Source organism: Mesorhizobium sp. B2-4-14 (assembly GCF_006442155.1).
Lineage (GTDB): Bacteria > Pseudomonadota > Alphaproteobacteria > Rhizobiales > Rhizobiaceae > Mesorhizobium.
Map to the genome: position 1 here is coordinate 16,004 of NZ_VFVA01000045.1, position 20,889 is coordinate 36,892.

15 protein-coding genes are annotated in these 20,889 nt (G+C 60.6%); 7 read left to right on the forward strand and 8 right to left on the reverse strand.

What is annotated here, in order from left to right:
• Window positions 1–227: 227 nt before the first annotated feature.
• Genes FJ938_RS26310 through FJ938_RS26320 form a run of 3 tightly spaced genes read left to right on the forward strand, consistent with a single transcriptional unit; the run spans window position 228 to window position 2,985 of the window.
• Window positions 228–1,523, forward strand: a complete 1,296-nt coding sequence (locus FJ938_RS26310; protein WP_140612765.1) for a class I SAM-dependent methyltransferase — start codon at window positions 228–230, stop codon at window positions 1,521–1,523.
• Window positions 1,520–2,335, forward strand: a complete 816-nt coding sequence (locus FJ938_RS26315; protein WP_140612764.1) for a sugar phosphate nucleotidyltransferase — start codon at window positions 1,520–1,522, stop codon at window positions 2,333–2,335. The genes FJ938_RS26310 and FJ938_RS26315 overlap by 4 nt, the downstream gene beginning before the upstream one ends.
• The gene (locus tag FJ938_RS26320) at window positions 2,332–2,985 is read left to right on the forward strand and encodes a PIG-L deacetylase family protein (RefSeq protein ID WP_140612763.1); all 654 of its coding nucleotides are present in this window, start codon (window positions 2,332–2,334) and stop codon (window positions 2,983–2,985) included. The genes FJ938_RS26315 and FJ938_RS26320 overlap by 4 nt, the downstream gene beginning before the upstream one ends.
• Window positions 2,986–3,151: 166 nt before the next feature.
• Here FJ938_RS26320 and FJ938_RS26325 read toward each other — a convergent pair whose 3' ends face one another.
• The 3 genes from FJ938_RS26325 to FJ938_RS26335 form a co-directional block, all read right to left on the reverse strand.
• A complete protein-coding gene (locus FJ938_RS26325) occupies window positions 3,152–4,579 on the reverse strand; it encodes a glutamate-1-semialdehyde 2,1-aminomutase (protein ID WP_140698958.1) in 1,428 nt (475 codons plus the stop codon).
• 561 nt (window positions 4,580–5,140) lie between these two features.
• Window positions 5,141–5,815 carry a response regulator transcription factor gene (locus FJ938_RS26330; protein WP_023774752.1) on the reverse strand — a complete coding sequence of 225 codons (675 nt, stop codon included), beginning with the start codon at window positions 5,813–5,815 and terminating at the stop codon, window positions 5,141–5,143.
• Between the two features lie 771 nt (window positions 5,816–6,586).
• Window positions 6,587–6,811 (reverse strand): hypothetical protein, encoded by a 225-nt coding sequence (locus tag FJ938_RS26335; protein ID WP_023774751.1) that lies wholly within the window; start codon window positions 6,809–6,811, stop codon window positions 6,587–6,589.
• Between the two features lie 490 nt (window positions 6,812–7,301).
• Between FJ938_RS26335 and FJ938_RS26340 the strand changes: the two genes are divergently transcribed.
• The 4 genes from FJ938_RS26340 to FJ938_RS26355 all read left to right on the forward strand — a co-directional run bounded on the left by FJ938_RS26340 (window position 7,302) and on the right by FJ938_RS26355 (window position 12,384).
• Window positions 7,302–8,480 carry a hypothetical protein gene (locus FJ938_RS26340; RefSeq protein ID WP_181169186.1) on the forward strand — a complete coding sequence of 393 codons (1,179 nt, stop codon included), beginning with the start codon at window positions 7,302–7,304 and terminating at the stop codon, window positions 8,478–8,480.
• A gap of 455 nt (window positions 8,481–8,935) precedes the next feature.
• Window positions 8,936–9,343, forward strand: coding sequence for a hypothetical protein (locus tag FJ938_RS26345; protein ID WP_140613507.1), 408 nt, complete (start codon window positions 8,936–8,938; stop codon window positions 9,341–9,343).
• A gap of 318 nt (window positions 9,344–9,661) precedes the next feature.
• Window positions 9,662–11,170 carry a phosphomannomutase/phosphoglucomutase gene (locus FJ938_RS26350; protein ID WP_140698961.1) on the forward strand — a complete coding sequence of 503 codons (1,509 nt, stop codon included), beginning with the start codon at window positions 9,662–9,664 and terminating at the stop codon, window positions 11,168–11,170.
• Between the two features lie 893 nt (window positions 11,171–12,063).
• Window positions 12,064–12,384, forward strand: coding sequence for a DUF982 domain-containing protein (locus FJ938_RS26355; RefSeq protein WP_140613509.1), 321 nt, complete (start codon window positions 12,064–12,066; stop codon window positions 12,382–12,384).
• A gap of 223 nt (window positions 12,385–12,607) precedes the next feature.
• Here FJ938_RS26355 and FJ938_RS26360 read toward each other — a convergent pair whose 3' ends face one another.
• The 5 genes from FJ938_RS26360 to FJ938_RS26380 all read right to left on the reverse strand — a co-directional run.
• A complete protein-coding gene (locus FJ938_RS26360; protein ID WP_140698964.1) occupies window positions 12,608–14,341 on the reverse strand; it encodes a tetratricopeptide repeat protein in 1,734 nt (577 codons plus the stop codon).
• Between the two features lie 29 nt (window positions 14,342–14,370).
• Complete coding sequence (locus tag FJ938_RS26365) at window positions 14,371–15,732, reverse strand: HlyD family type I secretion periplasmic adaptor subunit (RefSeq protein ID WP_246671660.1); 1,362 nt, start codon at window positions 15,730–15,732, stop codon at window positions 14,371–14,373.
• An 84-nt stretch (window positions 15,733–15,816) separates the two neighbouring features.
• Window positions 15,817–18,108: a peptidase domain-containing ABC transporter gene (locus FJ938_RS26370; RefSeq protein ID WP_140698967.1), complete on the reverse strand. Its 2,292-nt coding sequence runs from the start codon at window positions 18,106–18,108 to the stop codon at window positions 15,817–15,819.
• A 229-nt stretch (window positions 18,109–18,337) separates the two neighbouring features.
• Window positions 18,338–20,389 (reverse strand): DUF4347 domain-containing protein, encoded by a 2,052-nt coding sequence (locus FJ938_RS26375; RefSeq protein WP_140698970.1) that lies wholly within the window; start codon window positions 20,387–20,389, stop codon window positions 18,338–18,340.
• Between the two features lie 88 nt (window positions 20,390–20,477).
• The coding region (locus tag FJ938_RS26380; RefSeq protein WP_210243429.1) for a hypothetical protein at window positions 20,478–20,889 on the reverse strand (412 nt) is incomplete at its 5' end.

Here is a 20,889-nt window from a genome sequence, read left to right on the forward strand (position 1 = left end):
GCCTCTCCGATAGCGGTATGTGCGGATGAAAGCTGACCACCCGTTCGGCGAGCCTGGCGTCGGGATCGCCGCCGCCGGCTCGCTATAAGGATTAACGCGCCCGACGGATTGGCAAATCGAAGCGGAGAGGGCCGGATCCTAACCTGCCGTCATCTGCCTACTCAGGCGCGGCAGGCATGGGTTCTGCGGAGCGTACCCGCGGGTTAGGTAGAAGACAGGAGCGGGGAATGAATATTCAGGCTATCGAAACCGTTCGCGGTCACAGTGCGGCAAGCCGCGACGTCGGTTGCAGGCTCTGCGGGTCGCGCCTGCGCCACACCTTGGTGGATCTAGGCATGTCCCCGCCTTGCGAAAGCTTCCTTCAGGCCGAGCAGCTTGATCAAATGGAAGCTTACTATCCGCTCAACGTGCTTGTCTGCGACACTTGCTACCTGGTGCAGCTCAAGGAGTATCTGAGCCCCGAGACGATTTTCAGCGAATATGCCTACTTCTCTTCGTTCTCGTCCAGCTGGGTGGCTCATTCGAAAGTGTATTGCGAGGCCATCACCAGACGGCTTGGGCTTGGCCGTGACAGTCTTGCGGTCGAGCTCGCAAGCAACGATGGCTACCTGCTGCAGCACTTCCTGCCACTGGGCGTTCCTGTATTGGGCGTCGAACCGGCAACCAATGTTGCGCGCGCCGCGATCGAGAAAGGCGTGTCCACCAGGGTCGACTTCTTCGGGGTCCGGCTGGCAAATCAACTGGTCGGGGAAGGACGTCGCGCCGACCTGATCATTGGCAACAACGTCCTGGCACAGGTCCCAGACCTCAATGACTTCGTCGCCGGGATAAGAATCCTGCTCAAGCCTGAGGGCGTGGTCACGCTCGAATTTCCGCATATCGAGCGGCTGATGGCGGAGAACCAGTTCGACACCATTTATCATGAGCACTTTTCATATTTCTCGCTGCTGACGGTCGAGCTGATGGCGGCGCGCCACGGATTGCGGCTGATCGACGTCGAGGAGTTGCCCACCCATGGCGGCTCGCTGCGCGTCTATCTCGCCCATGATGGCAGTCGCTGGGGCGTGGATGACAGGGTGGGCAAACTTCTCGCCCGAGAAAAGCGGCACGGGCTAACGGAGATGATTACCTATGCCTCCTTCGGTCACAAGGCGCAGCGCGCCAAGCGCGACCTGTTGGCGTTCCTTATCTCGGCCAAAAACGAAGGGAGCAAGATTTGTGGCTACGGCGCTCCAGGCAAGGGCAACACGTTGCTCAATTACTGCGCTATCGGCACCGACTTCCTTGACTTCACGGTCGACCGTAATCCTTACAAGCATGGTCGCTTCACACCGGGGATGCATATCCCGATCAAATCCGTCGAGGCCATCGACGAAGTCCGGCCAGATTACATCCTGATCCTTCCGTGGAACCTGAAGGACGAGATCATCGAACAGATGCGCCATGTCGCCTCCTGGGGTGCAAGGTTTGTGGTCCCAATTCCTTTTGTGGCGGTGATCGATCCATCGGAGTTAGGCAGATGAAAGTTGTCCTCTTCTGCGGCGGTCGCGGAACCCGGATCCGCGACTATTCCGACAGTATACCCAAGCCGATGATCCCGCTTGGCCACCAGCCGATCCTGCGCCACGTGATGCAGTGGTACAGCGATTATGGACATGACGAATTCGTCTTGTGCCTGGGCTACAAAGCCAATGTCATCAAGGATTTCTTCCTCAACACACGGCCGCAGACCTTTTCCGATTGCGTGGTCACGCAGGGAGGTCAAGACGTGAAACTGCTCGGAGACCAGGCCAAGGACTGGAGCATTACCCTGCTTGATACCGGAGTCTGGCGCAATATCGGCGAACGCCTCTGGGCGGCAAGGGACCAGGTTAAGAACGAGAAGATGTTCCTGGCCAACTACTCCGATGGTCTGACCAACGTCGATCTCGACGACGTGGTGGCGAAATTCGAAGCCAGCGGCAAGATCGGTTGTTTTCTCGCGGTGCGCGCACCACTGACATACCATTTGGCCGATATCGCGGAAGACGGTCGCGTGCGTGAGTTCCGTACAACCGATACCTCGGAGATCTGGATCAACGGCGGCTACTTCCTGTTCCGCCCGCAAATCTTCGACTATATGCGCGATGGCGAGGAGCTCGTTCTGGAACCTTTCAGACGACTGATCGACGACAACATGCTCATGGCGTACAAACATGATGGCTTCTGGCGATCGATGGATACGCTGCGCGATTGGCAATCGCTCGAAGACATGGTCGAACGGGGCGACATGCCCTGGAATAGAAAAGTTACCGCCGAAAAAACCAGACGCGGTCTGGTAGTGGCCGCTTCGTGAGAGGGCTTGGCCTCGCACGTGGCGGGGAGGAACTCTCGATCCTCTGCCTTGGCGCCCATTCCGATGACATCGAGATCGGCGCCGGCGGCACTATCCTTGGTTTGATCGCGTCGGGGGTGAAACTGGACGTCCACTGGTGTGTGCTGAGCGCCGGCGGCCAGCGGTCGGCCGAGGCCCGCGCTTCGGCCGAAGCGTTCCTGAAAGGATCGAAGTCGTCGGTAATCGACATCGCGGATTTCGAAGACAGCTATTTCCCGGCCCATAGCCGGGCGATAAAGCAGCGGTTGATAGATCTAAGATCTCGCGTCCATCCCGACCTGGTGCTGACCCATGCTAGGTTCGATGCCCATCAAGACCACCGGGAGGTCAATCAACTGACCTGGAATGTCTTTCGCGATCACCTTGTGATCGAATACGAGATTCCCAAATGGGATGGCGATCTTTGCCAGCCAAATGCCTACGTGCCGCTCTGTGCCGCAGTGCTGGAACGCAAGATCGAGCTCCTGCAACAGCACTTCGGCACGCAGCGCTCCAAGGACTGGTTCGACCGCGACACATTCGCGGGGCTGGCGAGATTGCGCGGGATGGAGTGCAGGGCGCCGGAACATTTCGCCGAGGCGTTTACACTCAGAAAAGCCAGACTTCTTTAGCGGATTTCCGTCCCGATTTGCTTGAGGGCTTGTCTGAGCCAAGGGGGCACATGGTTCCTGGGGAAGACTTCGGGTCGGGCTTTGCCTTCAGGAGCCATCCTCGACGTTGTTGGTGATCTTCGCACACTTTTGGGACACCACGCTCTGCCAGATCGGGGTTACCGGCTCATGAAGTGGGTACGAGCCGGTGGGTTTCTGATTGCCGTTTGGTCTCACCGCTCGCTGGCCGAGGGTTCTGTGAGACCGCCGGTATCCGGGCCTGTGGATCGTCATTGTTGAAGCGACGAAACACGATCTGCGAGGGGCGGCCGACCAAAAATTGGCTTGCTCCCGAATCCAGGGCCTTCGCGTACACGCCCAGAGCACCATCGACGGCGTCTATGGTTTTCATGACGGCCGCGTCGTCGTGCGTGTAGCTGACGACGAGAGATGGCATGAGGACACCACGCTTGATCGTCTCCTGCAGGAACAGAGAACGGTATGTCTGCGAGGGCTTGCCGTCCTGGTCAAGCGTGGCGTAGGCGAGACAACTAGGACGGCCGACAACTTTGAAGTGCCGATCCAGTCGATGGCGTCTAGAAACCTCCGTGATACCTTCCTTCAATTTCGTTCCCTGACGGTGCAGGTGTTCAATGACGGACTGGTCCTGATAAACCCGTATGGTCGCGATGGCCGCGGCAAGCGCGTGGGTTTCCGCACCATGCGTGGTCGACAGCAGAAAGACACGGGGGCGATCCGTATGCTCGAGCCCACCCAGCCGCATATATTCGCGTTTGCCTGCCAGGGCGGAGACCGAGAAACCATTGCCAAGAGCCTTGCCGAATGTCGACAAGTCCGGTTCGATGCCATAGAGCCTTTGTGCTCCCGCTGCATGCCACCTGAACCCGGTGATCATTTCGTCGAGAATGAACAGCGCGCCATTTTCCCGGCAAAGACGCTGGACATTATGCAGGAAGCCGTCGGTCGGATCGTCGCCACGGGAAGGTTCCAGGATCAGAGCGGCTACCTTACCCGGGTGCCTGTCGAACAAATCCTTGACACTAGCGATGTCGTTGTACCGGAAAGTGAGGGTCAGGTTTTGAACCGCTTCTGGAATTCCCGCATTCATCGGTGTGGTCCCGATGAACCAATCGTCTGTCGAAAAGAAAGGGTGGTCGGCGCAGCACGCGACGAGATCGCGACCCGTGTAGGCGCGGGCAAGGCGGACGGCGCCTGACGTCGCGTCCGATCCGTCCTTGCAGAATTTTACCATCTGCGCGCCGACGAGTTCAAGGAAGGTTTCGGCGCAGTCAACCTCGATCCTTGCGGGGCGCGTGAAGTTGGCTCCGCCTGCAAGCGCCGCCTCCACCGCCCTGAGCACCGTTGGGTATGCATGCCCCAGCCCGACGGAACGGTTGCCCATGCCGTATTCGATGTATTGGTTTCCATCGACATCCCAGACGTGGCACCCCAGACCACGTTCGATAAAGCCCGGCGCGAGAACGGGATACTGATCCTCGCCTTTCGCGTAGGTGTGGCTGCCGCCTGGGATCAACTCACGGCCACGTTCTTGAAGGCGTCCCGATCTGCGAAAACAGAGGCTTTGCTCAGGCATGCGGACTGCTCCAGTTCGACAGAAAGTCTAGATGTCTGAGCCTGGATTTTCGCGTTCTCCATAAGGTCACCGGTTTAGCACTTATGGTGGATGGTTGGCGCGATTGTGCGGTCTTGTGCAGCAAACGCGCCAACTGACAAGCAGCATCAAGGCGCAAGCGACTCGCGCAGCATTTCCCCATGCCGGGAGCAGCTAATCGAGCGTAGGTTGGTTGAAGTAGGCTCAACACTGGGACCCTGGGGAACAGTCCGGCGTGTCCGAAATGCTGATGAGCATTTGCGCCGCGGCTGCCGCGAACTACGACCACTGACCCGCGGACATCCCGGGAATTCCCGGCGATCCTGCCAAATAGCCGTCCCCTACGTGATCACGCCATTCACGGGAAAGAATCTTATGGTAAACAGCTAGCAGCGGTCGATTCCCCCCCGGGATGCAGCCGCTCAGAATGAAGCCCGCCCGGGTCGCTACCGTGGCGGGCTTTTCGTTGACCGCGACCCGCTTGGTGCGTTCGCTACATAAGACCGCGATCGTACATTGAGGGAAGGCGGCTTGTGATTGCGATCACCGTTCAGCCGCAGTTCCTTCCGCGAAGAGATCATTGACCTTGTATGCGACTTCCGTGCGGTTGGTCGCCTTGAGCTTTTTCATGATGTTGCGGATGTGCACCTTCACCGTGCTTTCGCGCAGGTTCAGTTCAAAGGCGATGATCTTGTTGGCCTTGCCGCGTCGGAGCGCCTGCGCGACCTCAGCCTGCCTGAGCGTGAACATGCCGGTCAAAGGCGCATCACGGCTGCCTGAATCTATCAGGTGCCGCATAGATAGAACGCTACTTGCCGGAACGAAGATGCCTCCCGCTGCCGCAAGATTGATTGCCTCGACACAGACATCGATCCCTACAGAGGTTGGAATGTAGCCACGCGCGCCACATTCGAGAGCCGTCAGTATCTGTGCAAGGTCTTCGGTGTCCGCCAAAATCACTACGGGCACCGACTTGAATTCGCACGAAATTCGCCTGATCTGGTCCGCGATACCCTGGTCGGTGACTTTCCGGCCACCTAGGTTGAAGAGAATGGCTGCAAGGGTCATCCCCTCTTTCGCGCGCCATTCGGCAATCGATCCCATGGCCTCGACGGCCATGCCGAGATCGTGGTCTTCCAGAGCCGATGCGAGACATTCGCGGTCGAGCGCCCTTCCGTCCAGGATGAGCAGACATTCCCTGCCTGCTCGTTGCACCATTCCCGCTCCGCCCGACGGGATTTCTGCCTGATCTGCCGAAGTATATTTATGCAGTCCTACTGTGGAGCCCATACTCTTACCCACCTTTTCCACGCGATCCGCCCTGCGGCGGCCAATTAGCCCCTCACTCTTCAGTTCCTTCAGAAATTGAAAAATAGCGCCCACCGTTTTGGGAGCTTCAGCTGGAATTTGCCCAGCCTTGCACCCACTGCTGTTCCCTGTTCCCAATCCCAACCAGAACAACCTGAGCTTATGGGCTATTTATGAGCCAGCGCTAACTTAGATTAACATTTGGTTAAATTTTTGAATCTGCGAAAACACTAACGGCTAGCCCCGCCGCGGGCGCTGCCGTTTTAGGTAAACATGCGAGCTGGCCAGTCGATGGATGTTCTGGAGCGTCTGAATACCGCAGGACATCGCAACGCTCTGAAGGTGAACCCATCCGAAGACGGCTGGCCTCGGCGGTCCTCATCCCATGGGCGTAGCCGAGGACTACCCCTCCGACAGTCAAAAGCCATGTATCTCCAAAGCATCGGTTGACTGCATAGGCGCCGGCACTGTCATCTAAGCGCCTGCTTCGCGCAACGCTCAACGAAAGGACCGCATAGGGCAGCTCCCTGGCGCTCCTTGGACGCTGTGGCAAATGCCAGCTCGTTTGGTTGAGAAGGGCAAGGCAAATCCGCCAGCATCCCTTGCGGACATGAAGGTCCGAAGCAGCACACGGTGCCGCCGCACTTACACCGACAGTGCTACGCTATGTATAGCTCGGGCTCAGGCGGTTCCCTGGGGATCATTCTCGGTCAGCCAAGATGCGTCCAGAACAGGTCCGGCATTCTGGACATCGGCTTCGAAGGCGTCGATCAACCTTTTGGCGGCTTTGCTGGCGATATGACTCTCAGGGTAGGTGGCCTTCACGGCCCGTGCACACTCGTAAACTTCCTTGAGTTTCCTAACCTGCTTGAGCCCTAACGCGCGATATACTCCCTGGCTGGTCATATCGCCTCTCCTCCCTGTAGTGGAATTCTCCGCTGCCCGGCCTACTATGCGCTGCATTGACAGAGGATTTCCTAGCTGAAAGCAAAAAACTGCGTGCGACTGTAGTAAGATCGTCGGCTTCCCGGGTCGAGGCGTTCTTTAGGGGGCCCGCCGGAACCAGGGCTTAGCCATTCGCGGGAGGGTACGACCAGCTTCGCGCCTCGTTCGCAGACCTGTTTGTTCTCGAAATTGTGCTCAGGTGCATGTTTTGGCGCGACTTTGATGGGGACATTCGATCACTCAACCCCAAGCGCTTTTGAGCGCACCATCACCTTGATTATCAAGGCCACGGAAGTGGCGCGGGGACGAGCATTGGCGCGCTCTACCATCGCCGGTGGAAGGCTACCCCCTTTGACTCACTTGCTCAGGACATCCAGCTGTCGAAAGATTAGCGATCGGACAGCTCGCTGTATCCGCGTCACAGGGCCAAACCAAGCGGGAACTCGTCGGCATGCAGGTGTCTCTGCCGGGACTGCTAATATGCGCGGCTATTTTGGTCACGTCCTACTATTCAAGGGGAATGCTGATCATCGGCTTGATCGCTTCCCAGGCTTTCGGCGCGACGGCCGTCATGACACTGACCTTTCTGGGGGGGGCATCTCCGTTGATCTATACCATGTTCGCGGCCTTGCTTGTCACGACCGTCGCTGCAAGACGCCGTATATGGCTTGATCTTGGACTCGTGTTCGGAAGCATCCGGCCGGTCTGGATCCTGACAAGCCTCATGCTGTACGCAATCATCGGATCATGGTTGTTTCCGAGATTCTTTGCGGGACAGACCGCCGTATTCGTGCAGTCCAAGACCCGCGGCATAGTCATAGAAGATTCCTTGGCGCCGGTTTCCGGCAACATTTCTCAGACCGGCTATTTCGTCCTTGGTGGACTCGCCGCTATAGCGCTTTGCGCCCTGCTGCTGCACTCCGACCGGATCGACCAGGTCCGGCGCGGCTTCTTCTTGTGGTGCAGCCTCCACACGGGGATGGGAGTCTTCGATTTCATCAGCAAGAACGTGGGCGCGGGAGACCTGCTGGCCCCCATCAGAACCGCCAACTACGCGATCATATCGAACGCGACGGAGGCCGGATTCGTGCGGATCACCGGACCTTTTTCGGAGGCCTCTTCATTCGCCAGCGTTTCCCTCGCCTGCCTGGCATTCTGCTACAGCTACTGGAGAAAGACGAAATCACCGCTGGCCAAATGGCTGTCTGCCATCCTGCTCTTCCTGTCCATTCTGTCGACTTCATCGACCGCCTATGTCGGGCTGATACTGCTATGCATCCCGGTTGCTTTGTCGATGCTGGCCTCGGTCCTGAGGGGAAAAGTCGAGGGCGAAGAGATCCTCATAATGGCACTCATGGTGTTGGGCGGGACTGCCATATTGGGCATAAGTCTTTACAAGGCCGAGGCGTTTGACCCGTTCGTCAAGCTGATCAACAGCACTATCATCAACAAAGCGGATTCCGGCTCAGGCCATGAACGCACCTATTGGAATGTAAAGAGCCTGCAGTCTTTTCTCGATACCAGCGGACTGGGTGTGGGGTTCGGCAGCTCAAGAGCATCGAGTTGGCCCATTGCTGTCCTTTCCCAGTTGGGCTTGTTCGGGTCGCTGATGATGGGGGGCCTGCTGTGAGTCCGGGCTAGGGGGCTGGGGGCGGTTCGGCAATGGGTGGATCCAGAAACAGACGCCGTCGTGGCTAGCGTCAGGAATGCTGCCCTTGCAAGCATAATTGCCATGTCGGTGTCGGGCGGCAGCGCTGATCCAGGCATCCTCTTTTTCATTGCACTTGCAGTCGTTTGCGCCACGAGAGTCAGTGCTCGGCGCGGCGTTGCCGCATTCGAGCGATCTAGCCCGGCGTCCGGCGACGGCGCGGCCAACGGTGTGTACTCCGGTTCCGCCGAGTTGGCTTTGCGACGGCAAAGGTTGCTGGCAATGTGTCAGGGCCCGGTCATGTTCAAAATGGACGGGGATGTTGACTAACCGTCGACCCTGGGCTCGAACGCCCTTGGCTGGGGCGCCGGTCGTCTGGCAAGGAAAGGAAGGTTGCCGCCAAAAGCTGGTCGCAGCCTGCAGGCTGTGCCGAACAAGTGCAACACGCTGGCGCCACAAGCCTGCCTGACCTCACCTGCGCATCCGACGGCTATATCGTTGCGGGGCAACTCATCCGTGCGAAGCTGATGCCGGTTTTGTTTTCAGAAGACTTTTATATTGCAATCAATATTTGCTTCCATCACGGGCCTACGGCTTTCGTCGGATACAATTACCGAAAGCTTGCTTTGCAACTCGCCCTGAATTTCGTCCTGTGCCATGGCGACCAGCATTCTGACTGCGTCTACTCGGGCCTCAAGCGCACCGACGTAATGGGTGCCCTCGGTGTCGGGAAAATGGGATTTGCCGTCCCGGACATCGAAAAAAAACAGTGGCATTTTGCATCCGCGCTTAACAACAAACCGCTCGTCAAAGCGGGGTTTTGCATCTTGCTCACGGCTGCTTAGGGCATTCGCCCACAAGATTCTAGCAACCGCAGATGGTCAACCGGAGACGGTTGTGGAGAACTCAAATTCGGTTGATCACAAAATATTAAAAAGTTCGATTGGCCGACAAAACCGTTTCCCGAGACTTCGCCTTCTGCACTATCGGGAAGGCGACAGCCATCGCCATTTCAAAAGCAGTGTCGGCCCGCTAAGGGCGCAGCAGGCGTCGAGCCTGAGTAGGCTCAACCAAACTGATAGATAGGCCTGAGGAATGGTTCCGGTAAGCTACCGCCTCGACAAGCGCATTCGTGTCGTTTTCATCGTGCGGAGTTTCCTTTCGTGCCTCTGGATTTCATTGCCGAAGCCCGGCCCAACACCTTCGCGTTTGAAACCTCTGCGCTGATCAAGGCGTGCGGCTTTAGGGAATATGACGCGCGCTGGTGGTTTGGCCAGGTCGCGCCCGAACTCAACCTGATCGGCGTCCAGGCGTTGGGTATGGGGCTCGGTACGATGATCCGCCGTCTCGGCGTTGGGCCCGACATCATCACCGGACATGATTTCCGTTCCTATTCGCTCGGCATCAAGCTGGCATTGGTTTCCGGACTGATGGCGGCCGGCGCACGGGTGAAGGATATCGGTCTGGCGCTGTCGCCGATGGCCTATTTCGCGCAGTTCGCGCTCGATACGCCGTCGGTGGCCATGGTCACCGCATCGCACAACGAGAATGGCTGGACCGGCGTCAAGATGGGAGCGGCGCGGCCGCTGACATTCGGGCCCGAGGAGATGAGCGCGCTCAAGGCGATCGTGCTGGCCGGCGATTTCGACCTTGTTGGCGGGGGCTCTTATGATTTCGTTTCCGACTTTCGAGAGACCTATCTCGACGATCTGACCCGAGACAAGCGCATCACACGAAAGCTCAAAGTGGTCGCCGCCTGCGGCAACGGCACTGCTGGTGCCTTCGCACCGGAAGCGCTGGAACGCATTGGCTGCGAGGTGATCCCGCTTGATGTCGAGCTTGATCATACGTTTCCAAACTACAATCCCAATCCGGAAGACATGCAGATGCTGCATGCCATCCGAGACAAGGTGCTTAAGACCGGCGCCGATGTCGGTCTGGGCTTCGATGGCGACGGCGACCGCTGCGGTGTCGTCGACAATGAAGGCAACGAGATCTTCGCCGATAAGGTCGGCGTCATGCTTGCGCGGGATATTTCGCGGCTCCATCCGGGTTCGACCTTCGTCGTCGACGTCAAGTCGACCGGACTGTTCAACACCGACGCGGTGCTGCGCGCCAATGGCGCCGTCACCGACTATTGGAAGACCGGCCATTCCTACATCAAGCGCCGGGTTGCCGAACTCGGCGCGGTCGCCGGCTTCGAAAAATCAGGCCACTTCTTCTTCAACCCCCCGATCGGGCGCGGCTATGACGACGGACTGGTCACGGCAATCGCCATCTGTCAGATGCTGGACCGTAACCCGGCCAGTTCGATGGCCGATCTCTACGGGGCACTGCCGCTGACCTTCGGCACGCCCACCATGTCCCCGCACTGCGCGGACGATGTGAAGTACGGCGTGGTCGAGCGTGTGGTCTCCGATTTTCAGGCTATGAAGCGTGACGGCTCCAGTTTTGCCGGCCAGAAGATCGTCGACCTTGTCACAGTCAATGGCGTGCGCGTCGTTGCCGAGGACGGCACCTGGGGTCTGGTGCGCGCCTCGTCGAACAAGCCGGAACTGGTCGTGGTCGTCGAAAGTCCGGTCTCGTCCGAGCGTCGCCGCCAGATGTTTGATGCCGTCGATGCCGTGCTGCGCCGCAGTCCGGAAGTCGGCGCCTACAACCAGACTTTTTGACAGGGCCAAGCGGCGAGAATGGCGGCTTGGTGCAACTGATTATTGCAAAGTGGGACGACGGGCTCTTGCATCCTCACGCTCCAGGGCAGGCTCTGCCGGGGTTCGCAGCGTCAAAGGTGTGCCGTAATGGGTCACCCGCAAATGGTCCCTCAATTGCATCTCCCATCCGGCGTCAGGGGTGAACCTTTGGCGAGCGCTGGGATAACCATCATGATCGCAAACACACCGCGGGTCGGCTGCAACAGGTGCAAACTTGCTCTTGTCGGCGATGAGACACGACCATCGAATGTCCTGAGATGCCCTGGGTGTGGGGCTTCAGACACGTGCGAGAATGTGATGCTTGAGATTGACGAAAGGCGAGCCGAGGCGCTTTCGCGCGCCCTTTGCCGCCCAGAAATGCGGGGGGTAAGAACGGGTCGGCCAAAAGTGTACCGTTTCGCGCTTCTGTTTGGGGCAGGGCGGCTCGTGCGTGCCGACGTCAAAGACCGGCAGTAGCATCGCGCCGGCGGTCGGCCCTTGCCACGCCGACAGCAAACGCCATGATCAGGTGCTTCTGGTGACCTGGTCGGGAGCCGTAATGGCAACCTGTACTCCTCGAACGTCAATTGTCTGCCAGACCGTTCTTTATGCGAACGTTTTGCGGGCAGTATGCAAGCGGTATGGGAGCCATCTGTACAGAGCAATGAAGGTAACGGCCCGCACCGCGATCAATGGCAGCTGCCGGAAGTACGCGCGGCTTCAGAATTCGTCGGAGGGTCTTAGTCCATAAGGCCTACTTGAATATTTGCTAGACCATGATGCATCCTTGAGGCCACAGATGGTCCTTGGCCCGGCCACCTCAGTGCTTAGCTAGTGGCACTCGGACTACCGGTCGCCGTTAACGGAGCTCAACAATGACGCCCAAGCGCTTCACCCGCCCGGTTCAGGTAATTGTGGGACTTGGCTTTGCGCATGAGGTGTCATCTGTCATGGACGCCTATCAGCTTCTCGACGAATGGGTCGGGTTCCGCAGCCCAACACATGCGGCCACACTTGCGCTTTTCCGGTCTGCCCTTGCAGACGACAAAAACGCTGAAACGGCTCGCCTTGCCTTTGAGGCATTTGCTCGATCTCGGGGAATTCTAGCCGCGGAGGAAATCGAGTCCTCTGGTGGTGCTGCAGAAGAGTGGATGACAGCCTATGACAGACGGTCAGAAGTCGTGGTTGATGGCTAATGCACGTTGCCCAACAGTGACCTCGGTTTTGGGGAAGACGACTTGCGTAGAACCAACGGCCTAAGGCGCGTCGCCTGAAATCCGTCTCGACGCGAAGCGCTTTAGGTGATGACCGCAGCGGTCACCCCGGTGGCTTGCAAAGCTCTGGACGTGTCCGCATGAAGCCACCTCAGCGGGCGATCGCGCCACGAGCCTGACGGTTTCTTTGCAAAATCGGCAAAGCTCAACCAGATATGGGCTCCGCGAGTTCGTCGGCCGCTTCACTGACGCCGCAGGCAGCCGCGCGCTCGAGCCAGACCCGGCCGGCCTCGGGGTCGCACTCCCCGGCCAGGCCATTGACGAGGTAACGCCCGAGCATGAGTTGGGCTTGGCCATGACCACGCCCGGCAGCGGCGGCGAACCATTTCTGCGCCGCCTTGTGGTCCACCGGCAGGGCCTGGCCAGCACCGTACAGCGCACCTAGCGCAAACATCGCCCCAGCGTGGCCGTCGAGAGCGGCCTGCTTGAACAACTGCGTGGCGACCTCTGGCTCGCGGGCGCCACCGCGCCCGTTGAGCAGCATCTCGGCAAGCGCGACCTGTGCATCGAGGACGCCGGCTTTGCCCGCCCGGGCAAACCAGAGGCGGGCCTGCCTTGGGTCCGTCGCCACGCCACGTCCATCCTGGAGGAGGCGGGCATACATATATTGCGCCTCCCCGACACCTTCGGCGGCCCGCCTCAGCCACTGCGCCGCTTGTCCCTCGTCCTGGCGCACGCCAACGCCGTTGGCGAAGCAGAGCCCGAGATTGAATGCCGCAATCAGGTCGCCCGATGATGCGGCGGCCTCGAACCAACCGGCAACACTTGCACGATCGTCTGGCTCGCCGGCTCCTCCGAGGACGAGATTGGCGAGGTCGATCTGTGCGTCCTGATTGCCGGCATTGGCGGAGGCGCGCAGCCAGCGTGCTCCCTCTTCGACATCCTCAGCCACGCCGTTCCCCGTTAGGTAGAGAGAGGCCAGGGCGCGGGCGGCGGCCTGGTGACCCGCTTCGGCTGCCCGCCGATACCAGTTTGCGGCTTCTGCAAAATCGGGCCGCTGTGTCTTCACATAGCGATCGCCCAGGAGATAGGCTGCCTCGACATTTCCGGCCAAGGCAGCACGCCGCATCCATGCCTCCCCGGCAGCGACATCTTGGCCGGCGAGTGCACCGTCAATCAGTGCCAGTCCCAACCGGAACTGGGCAGAGGGCAGGCCCTTGTCTGCAGCAGCCTGATACAGTTGGGCGGCTGCAGCCATGTCGCTTGGCACGCCGAGCCCGTGCTCGGTAAGGACCGCAAGTAGATAGGTCGCGGTCGGCAGGTCGGCGTCGGCCGCACGCCTTACCTCTTCCGCAATCCGGACCCTGTTTTCGCGATTGCCACGCCGGGCGAGCGACAGGGCAAGGCCAAGACATCCTTCGGCACAGCCGGCGGAAGCTGACTTCTCGTACCAGTGATGCGCCGCATCTGCATTGCGCATCGGCTTGGGGCCGCTGGTGAGGATATAGCCAAGGATCGCCTGTCCGGTTGCCGAGCCCGCCTCGGCCGCCTTGGTGGCCAGTTCGAACGCTGCCGTGAAGTCCGGTTCGCCTGGCCGGTCCCGTTTGAACAATTGCTCCGATCCGGCGCCTTTGCCGCCGGCTTCCGCCTGGACCAGCCCGGCGACGTAGAGAGCGGCAAGGAGCGCCTGCGCATCGACGCTGCCGTGATTGGCTGCCCGCAGCAGCCAACGCGTGCCTTCCACACGGCTGGGCGGCACACCCGATCCCTCGAGATAGCAACGCGCGACCCGGTATTCGGCATCGACCATTCCCGCGCGCGCCGCTACCGCCATCAGCGGAAAGGCTTCAGCTGGTTTGCCGGCGTCGAAAAGCTGGATAGACCGGCGCAACGCTGCCGCCGGGGAGACGAGACCAGCCAGCCGATCCAGAATTGTCATCGATCCGAACCTCAGATTGCTCCAATACTCTATGGCTCCCGCATCGCTTCTTGGCTGACCGGGAGCATCACTGCGAGAATGTACTTGAGCACCGTACGCCGACCGACCTTGACGTCGGCGGTCACCGGCATTCCGGGGCTGACGGTGAAACCGGCAGGCACGCCGTGAAGAGCGACCTGATCGATGGAAATGCGCACGCGATAGAACGGCTCGGCGTCGGAAGGCAGCATAGCCAGCGAGCTGTTCGGATCGCGCGCTTGCTCCTGGGCAGAAAAGGAATCCGGGCTGAGCGTCCGCACGGTGCCATGCGCGAGCCCGTATTGCGAATAGGGGAAAGTGTCGAACTTGATGACCACCTGGTCGCCGACATGGACGAAGCCGCTGCTGCGGCCGACGATGTTTGTCTCGATCTCGAGCGGCGCGTTAGCCGGTACGAGGGTGATCAAGCGCTCTCCGGACTGCAGTACCGAACCGACCGAGACCTTGGCCACCGATTGGACGGTGGCGTCGGCTTCACTCTTCAATTCAACCAACTGCTTGCGCAGCTTTGCCTTGTTGAGAAGTTCGCGCGCGTCGGATATCCGCGAACTCGCCTCCGAGAGACTTTGCGAGACATCGGCTCGCCATCCCTGAATGTAGCCGTCGCGCTCGGCGGCCACGGCCTGCTGCTTGAGCCTTGCGGCTTGGGCCGTCTGCTCGGCATTACCAAGCGACCGGGACATTTCGGCGCGATTGTCTTCGGCCAGCAGTGTGTTGAGGCGGCTGCCCACCTGCCGTGCTTCGAGCTGCTTGCGCATCTGTTCGATCGACGCCGCCACAGCGAGCCGCTGGCGGTAGCCGTCGGCATCCGACAGCGAACGCGAGATCACGGAACCGAGTTCGTCGCGCTGGCGGTCGAAGTTTTCGACCTTGGCGTCGTAAACCGCCTTGCGGCGCTCAAAGATCGATGCCTGCAGGGTCCAGCTTGGGTCCAGACCGTCATAGTTGAAGACCTTGCCGTCTGCTTCCGCCTTCAGGCGCGCCACTTCGGCTTCAAGCGTCGAAACCTGCATCGCAAGCGCCGCCAGGTCGGCTGAAGCAAAGGTCGCATCGAGGCGAGCAAGCACTTGACCGGCCTGAACGTGCTGTCCCTCACGAACGTCGATCGAACGCACGATCGCCGTCTCCAGCGGCTGCACGAGGATGTTGGGCGCGTTTGACACCACCAGCCCCCTTGCCGTCACAACCTGATCGACCGGTATTAGTCCTGCCAGGGCGATCAGCGCCATGACGAGGCTCGCAATGATCCAAACGATGCCGCGCGCCGTGCGCGGAATGGGTGCATTGGTGACGGCGCTCGACGGCCACTGGAACTCCAGTATGGCCGGGGTTGTCGGATCCCTCGTTTCCATCCGCTGCCGCCGGGCGGGGAGGGCGATGAGCGAGGTGCTACTCATGGGTTACCGGACCTGAAAGCGTAGATTGTCTTGGCATCGTCAAACCAACCGCGGCGGTATGGCGACCGGACGGCCTTGGCGGCCATCGAGGTGCCGGTTTTGCTGCGACCACAGCTGGCGATAGAGCGTGCATCGCTCGAGCAGCGTCGCGTGCGGCGCGACGTCGAGCACCTTACCCTGATCCATGACCAGGATGTTGTCGCATTCTGTCAGCGAGGACAGCCGGTGCGAAACGATGATCATGGTGCGCCCGCTGGCGATGCGCATGAGGTTGGCGCTGACCACTGCCTCGCTCTCGGGGTCGAGCGCGCTGGTCGCTTCGTCGAGGATGAGGATTGTCGGATCGTGGATGAGGGCGCGCGCGATCGCCAGCCGCTGCTTTTGACCGCCTGAAAGATTGGGCGAACCTTCCTCGATGTAGGTGTCGTAACCATTGGGCATCCGCTCGATGAATTCCTGGGCGCCGGCGAGATGAGCGGCACGCATGGCGTCCGAAAGCGTCAGCCCTGGGCGCCCGGCGATGATGTTGTCACGGATCGAGCCGCGGAACAGAAAATTGTCCTGGAGCACCACGCCGAGCCCTTGGCGAAGATGGCGCAGGTTGATCTCCTTGAGGTCAACGCCGTCAAGCTTGAGGAAGCCGCTGTAGTCACGGTTGATCCCCTGCAGGAGGCGCGCGATGGTCGATTTTCCCGACCCACTGCGCCCGACAATGCCGAACATGGTGCCGGCAGGGATGTGGAAGCTGACCCGGTCGAGCGCGGGCGTCTTTGTAGCGATATAGCTGAAGGTCAGGTCGCTGAACGCGACCTCGCCGACGAGCTTGGGTCTCAGGCCGGTGGAATTCGAGCTGCTCTCCAGGGGCCGGTTGAGAACCGACGCCGCCTCGCCGATCGCCGCACCGACCTCCTCATAGTCTTCAACCAGTCGCGCCAGGCCGACCAGCGGCTGCGCCACGCGCTGGGAGATCATCATGAAGGCGAACAGGCTGCCGACCACGTAGCCGGAGCGGTCGTTCATGGCGAGATAGGCGCCGATCAGCATGGTGCCGAGCACCATCACGCGTTCGATCGGCGTGACCAAGGTCTGCGGCCAACTGGCGAGCTGGCCGAAGGAGAGACGGGCCTTTCCCGCTTCAGCCACCCGTTCATCCCAGAGCGCCTTGCGCTGCGGCTCAAGGCCAAGCGCCTTCACCGTCTTGATGCCGACGACACTTTCGCCAAGCGCCGCCGACTTCCAGGTCTCGGCTTCGACCACCCGTTGGTACCTGCGGCGCAGCGGCTTGAGATAGGCAAGGATGATCAACATGATCACGACCGCGCAGGCCACCACGATCCAGGCCAGCGTGGCGTTGATATAGAACATTACGGGCACCAGCACGCACAGCGTGATCAGATCCAGGAACGTGCTGAGGAGCTTTCCGGTCAGGAATTCGCGGATACGATAGACCTGGGCGAGGTGATACATCGTCTCGCCGGCCGGATGGCGCTCGAAATAGTCGAGCGGCAGGCGCAGGAGCCGGCTAAAGACGTGCAGATGCAGCTTGGTGTCGAGACGGGCGCCGACGACGTTGATGATCATTCGCCGCGCATGGCCAAGCAGGGTCTCGTAGACGAAAACCACGGCAATCACCGCGGACAAGAGCACCAGAGTGGACAGGCTGTTGAACTGCAGCACCTTGTTGACCAACGTCATGACCATCAGCGGCGGCAAGATGGTAAGGACACTGAGCGTGAACGAGGCAATGGCGATGTCGCGCAGGGAGCGGCTTTCCAGCCGCACCAGTTCGGCCAGCCAGTGCAGGGTGAAAGGCGCGTCCGCCGCCACATGCGACCGTGTAGGGCGCAGCAGCACGGCCTCGCCCGTCCACACCTGGGACAGCCGCAGCTCGTCGACGGCGGTGACCTCGCCGTCGTCTGGCGCGTCAGCACTTTTGAGGAAGACGACTTTGCGCTCGGCACTCGCGCCGGTAAGGAGACCCGCGCCGCCATCGTTGAACAACAGGACGACCGGTCCGGTGTCCTGGAAGCGCAAGAGGTGGGCCCAGCGGATGCGTATGGCGCGTGACCACATGCCGGCGTTTTGCGCCCACTCGGAGAGATCGGCGGCGCTCGGGACCGGGTTGGCCGTCCTGAATTCCGAGGGGTCGAGTTCGACGCCGTGATAGCGGGCGGCCCGCAGTACGGCCTTGAGGCGCGCGCCGAGTTGGTCGAGCTCGGCGGGACCGCCGGGCGCATTCTGGCCGTCCGCCTGGTCCGCCGCAGCCTCGACTTCGGTGCCGGCGCGGATCCGGAGCGGCTGGTTCTCAGCATTTGCTGGGACGTTCACCATGGGCTTCTCATCCGGTACGCAGCGCCAGGAATCCAGAATGCCCAGGCCGAGGCGTTTCTACCGAGGTTCGCGGCAGTGCCGCACTGTACTCCGAACTGATCGGGAGCGCGACTCTCATGGCATTTCCTCTCTCGAGATGATGAACGCGCGGGTGCCGATTTCCAGCGAAGCCCGCGCGTCCTTTTTTCAAACTTGGACGAATTCCCGTTCGTCAGTTCAACAGTCCTGCTCACTCATGTGGCTTCAAGAGATCCTTCAGGGTCGTCTTGACGGTATGGTCGTTGCTGGCATAGCCGGCGCCAGGCTTGGTCTGGTCCGAGGTGAGATCCGTGCTCGCCCCTGTCGGCTTGTTCGGGTTCTGACCAGATCCGCTGATCGTCTTGAGGACATTGAGCAGGTCTGTCGTCACCGATGTGGCTGCAAGCCCGATCAGGTTGCGGAACGACGCTTGGCCGCCGGGGTCACTGCCGGCCGAGCTCGACGGCAGGAATTGCGTCGTGTCCTTGAGGCCCAGCGTGCTGGCCGTGACATTGGCTTTGGGGCCGCCGTTTCCGTTGCCGGAGTTGCCCTGTCCCTGATGTGAGCTGTTGTCGGCATTGTTATGGTCCCCGGAATTGCCCGGCGCGGGCTGTTCTCCGTTGCCGTGGCCGTTGTTGCCATGACTACCAGTCTCACCACCACCCGAACCGGTCGGGCCAGTCGACCCTGTCGGACCAGGCGAGCCAGTTGCACCGGTCGAGCCTGTTGCCCCGGTCGAGCCTGTGGCACCGGTAGAGCCTGTCGATCCAGTCGAGCCAGTTGCTCCAGTCGAGCCAGTTGCTCCAGTCGAGCCTGTTGCCCCGGTCGAGCCTGTGGCACCGGTAGAGCCCGTCGATCCGGTCGAGCCGGTGGCACCTGTCGAGCCAGTTGCTCCAGTCGAGCCTGTGGCACCGGTTGAGCCGGTGGCACCTGTCGAGCCAGTTGCTCCAGTCGAGCCTGTGGCACCGGTTGAGCCTGTGGCACCGGTTGAGCCGGTGGCTCCAGTCGAACCCGTTGCACCTGTCGACCCAGTCGCACCGGTCGAGCCCGTCGCTCCGGTCGAGCCGGTGGCACCGGTCGAGCCCGTTGCTCCTGTATTACCAGTCGCGCCTGTGGCACCGGTTGCCCCGGTCGCACCCGTATCACCAGTCGCACCTGTGGCGCCGGTTGCCCCGGTAGGACCAGTGGTGCCTGTTGAGCCGGTCGAACCCGTGGCTCCGGTATCGCCAGTCGCGCCCGTTGCACCGCTCGCTCCACTAGCGCCAGTTGCACCTGTGGCACCGGTCGAACCCGTCGCTCCAGTTGCCCCCGTGGCCCCGGTAGCGCCTGTGGCTCCGGTCGCACCAGTCGGGCCGGGGATGCCGGCAGCCGCGACAGTTATGGTGCCACCAGAAAAGTGATCGCCATCATTGCCCGGTCCGAATTCGTTGATAGGCGTGGTTACGAAAGAATAAGTCGGCGGGTCGGTCGGTTGGACACCCGGAGTATTGGTGTCGGCGTCGATAGGAGTAAGTGTACCGTATAAGTGGAATCCGGAGTCGTAAATGAGATACGTATGAGTAACGTTTGGCACCGTAATAGTTGCTGAAAATGTAGGAACTTTACCGTTAGTCGCAGAAGGAAGTTGAAAACTACCAACAACTGTGTCGTCAGTATCAACCACAGTGTCATTTGTATCGACAAGATAGTACGTGTTAATATTGTTTCCGTTACCAGAAGCTATAAGTCCAGCAAGTGTCAGATCGCCCGATGCAAGCACCCCGGTGTAACTTGCCACCCCATCGGGGGTCAGCGGCGGCAGATACGTAGAGACGCTCGCGCGTACAGACAGTTCCCAAGCGCCGCCCAGGTCGGCCGCGCCAACCAGCGATCTCGATGCGCAGACGGTCGCGCCGACGGCCTCTTCCAGCGCCTCAATTAAAGCTTCGCCCGCGACCCCTGATGCCGTCTCGCAGCTCCACAGCCGCAGCTCGCCGTGCGCGGCAAGCGCCCTGCCGATTGCGGCGAAATCGTCAGCCGCTGCCCCCACGGTCTCGACCGACCATTCTCCCGCGGCGAAGTTGACACGGCCTGGAGCACCATGGGCCATGATGTGGACCGCGTCGAGCCCTCTGTGCGATGCAAGGGCGGCGGCGATCTGCCGCTCCGCCGGGCGGCGGCCGTCGAGCACGACGGCCCGGACTTGGGGCCTCAGCTTGCCGATAACAGTCGCGAGGTCGGAGATCGAAGGATCAACAAAGAGAATTTCAGAGGCACGGGCCATGACTGGCTCCTGTTGGCTTGAACTTCATCAACGAAAAGCGCCCTCCGGCTTGGCCGGGGGCATGGCACACGACATGAAGGCTAGGCGGTCATCTTCCGGACGGCCCGACGGCGGCCCCTGCGCCATCGACAGAGGGACTTTCTACCCGCAGGAAGCTGGCGACCTTGAAACTGCCACCATCGTCAAACGTCCCAATCGCAAATGAGCCGGCCGTGCTTGGCACCTTGACGGTCAGCGCTACGGCAAGGCTTCGCTTAACGGCTTTGGGAAGGACGACCTGGCCAACGATCGCGCTCTTGGCGGTGTCCAGAATAAAATAGGTTACATTCTCGGTCGCATCGCCGATGGGCAAGACACCTCTGACGGCGACTTCCACAACCGCAAATCCTGCTGCGTAACTCATACTATCCTCCTCGGTAGCGGCGACTGCGCCGCGCCTTTCGTGTTCGGCCTTATAGAAGCGCCCGACGGAGCGCGAGGCGGCCGGTCTTGCGAGTGGG

Coding starts and splice junctions, on each gene's coding strand:
- FJ938_RS26360 (WP_140698964.1), bottom strand. CDS start 14,341: ATGACAATTCTGGATCGGCTGGCTGGTCTCGTCTCCCCGGCGGCAGCG.
- FJ938_RS26325 (WP_140698958.1), bottom strand. CDS start 4,579: ATGCCTGAGCAAAGCCTCTGTTTTCGCAGATCGGGACGCCTTCAAGAA.
- FJ938_RS26330 (WP_023774752.1), bottom strand. CDS start 5,815: ATGGTGCAACGAGCAGGCAGGGAATGTCTGCTCATCCTGGACGGAAGG.
- FJ938_RS26375 (WP_140698970.1), bottom strand. CDS start 20,389: ATGGCCCGTGCCTCTGAAATTCTCTTTGTTGATCCTTCGATCTCCGAC.
- FJ938_RS26315 (WP_140612764.1), top strand. CDS start 1,520: ATGAAAGTTGTCCTCTTCTGCGGCGGTCGCGGAACCCGGATCCGCGAC.
- FJ938_RS26340 (WP_181169186.1), top strand. CDS start 7,302: ATGCAGGTGTCTCTGCCGGGACTGCTAATATGCGCGGCTATTTTGGTC.
- FJ938_RS26310 (WP_140612765.1), top strand. CDS start 228: ATGAATATTCAGGCTATCGAAACCGTTCGCGGTCACAGTGCGGCAAGC.
- FJ938_RS26365 (WP_246671660.1), bottom strand. CDS start 15,732: ATGGAAACGAGGGATCCGACAACCCCGGCCATACTGGAGTTCCAGTGG.
- FJ938_RS26335 (WP_023774751.1), bottom strand. CDS start 6,811: ATGACCAGCCAGGGAGTATATCGCGCGTTAGGGCTCAAGCAGGTTAGG.
- FJ938_RS26355 (WP_140613509.1), top strand. CDS start 12,064: ATGACGCCCAAGCGCTTCACCCGCCCGGTTCAGGTAATTGTGGGACTT.
- FJ938_RS26370 (WP_140698967.1), bottom strand. CDS start 18,108: ATGGTGAACGTCCCAGCAAATGCTGAGAACCAGCCGCTCCGGATCCGC.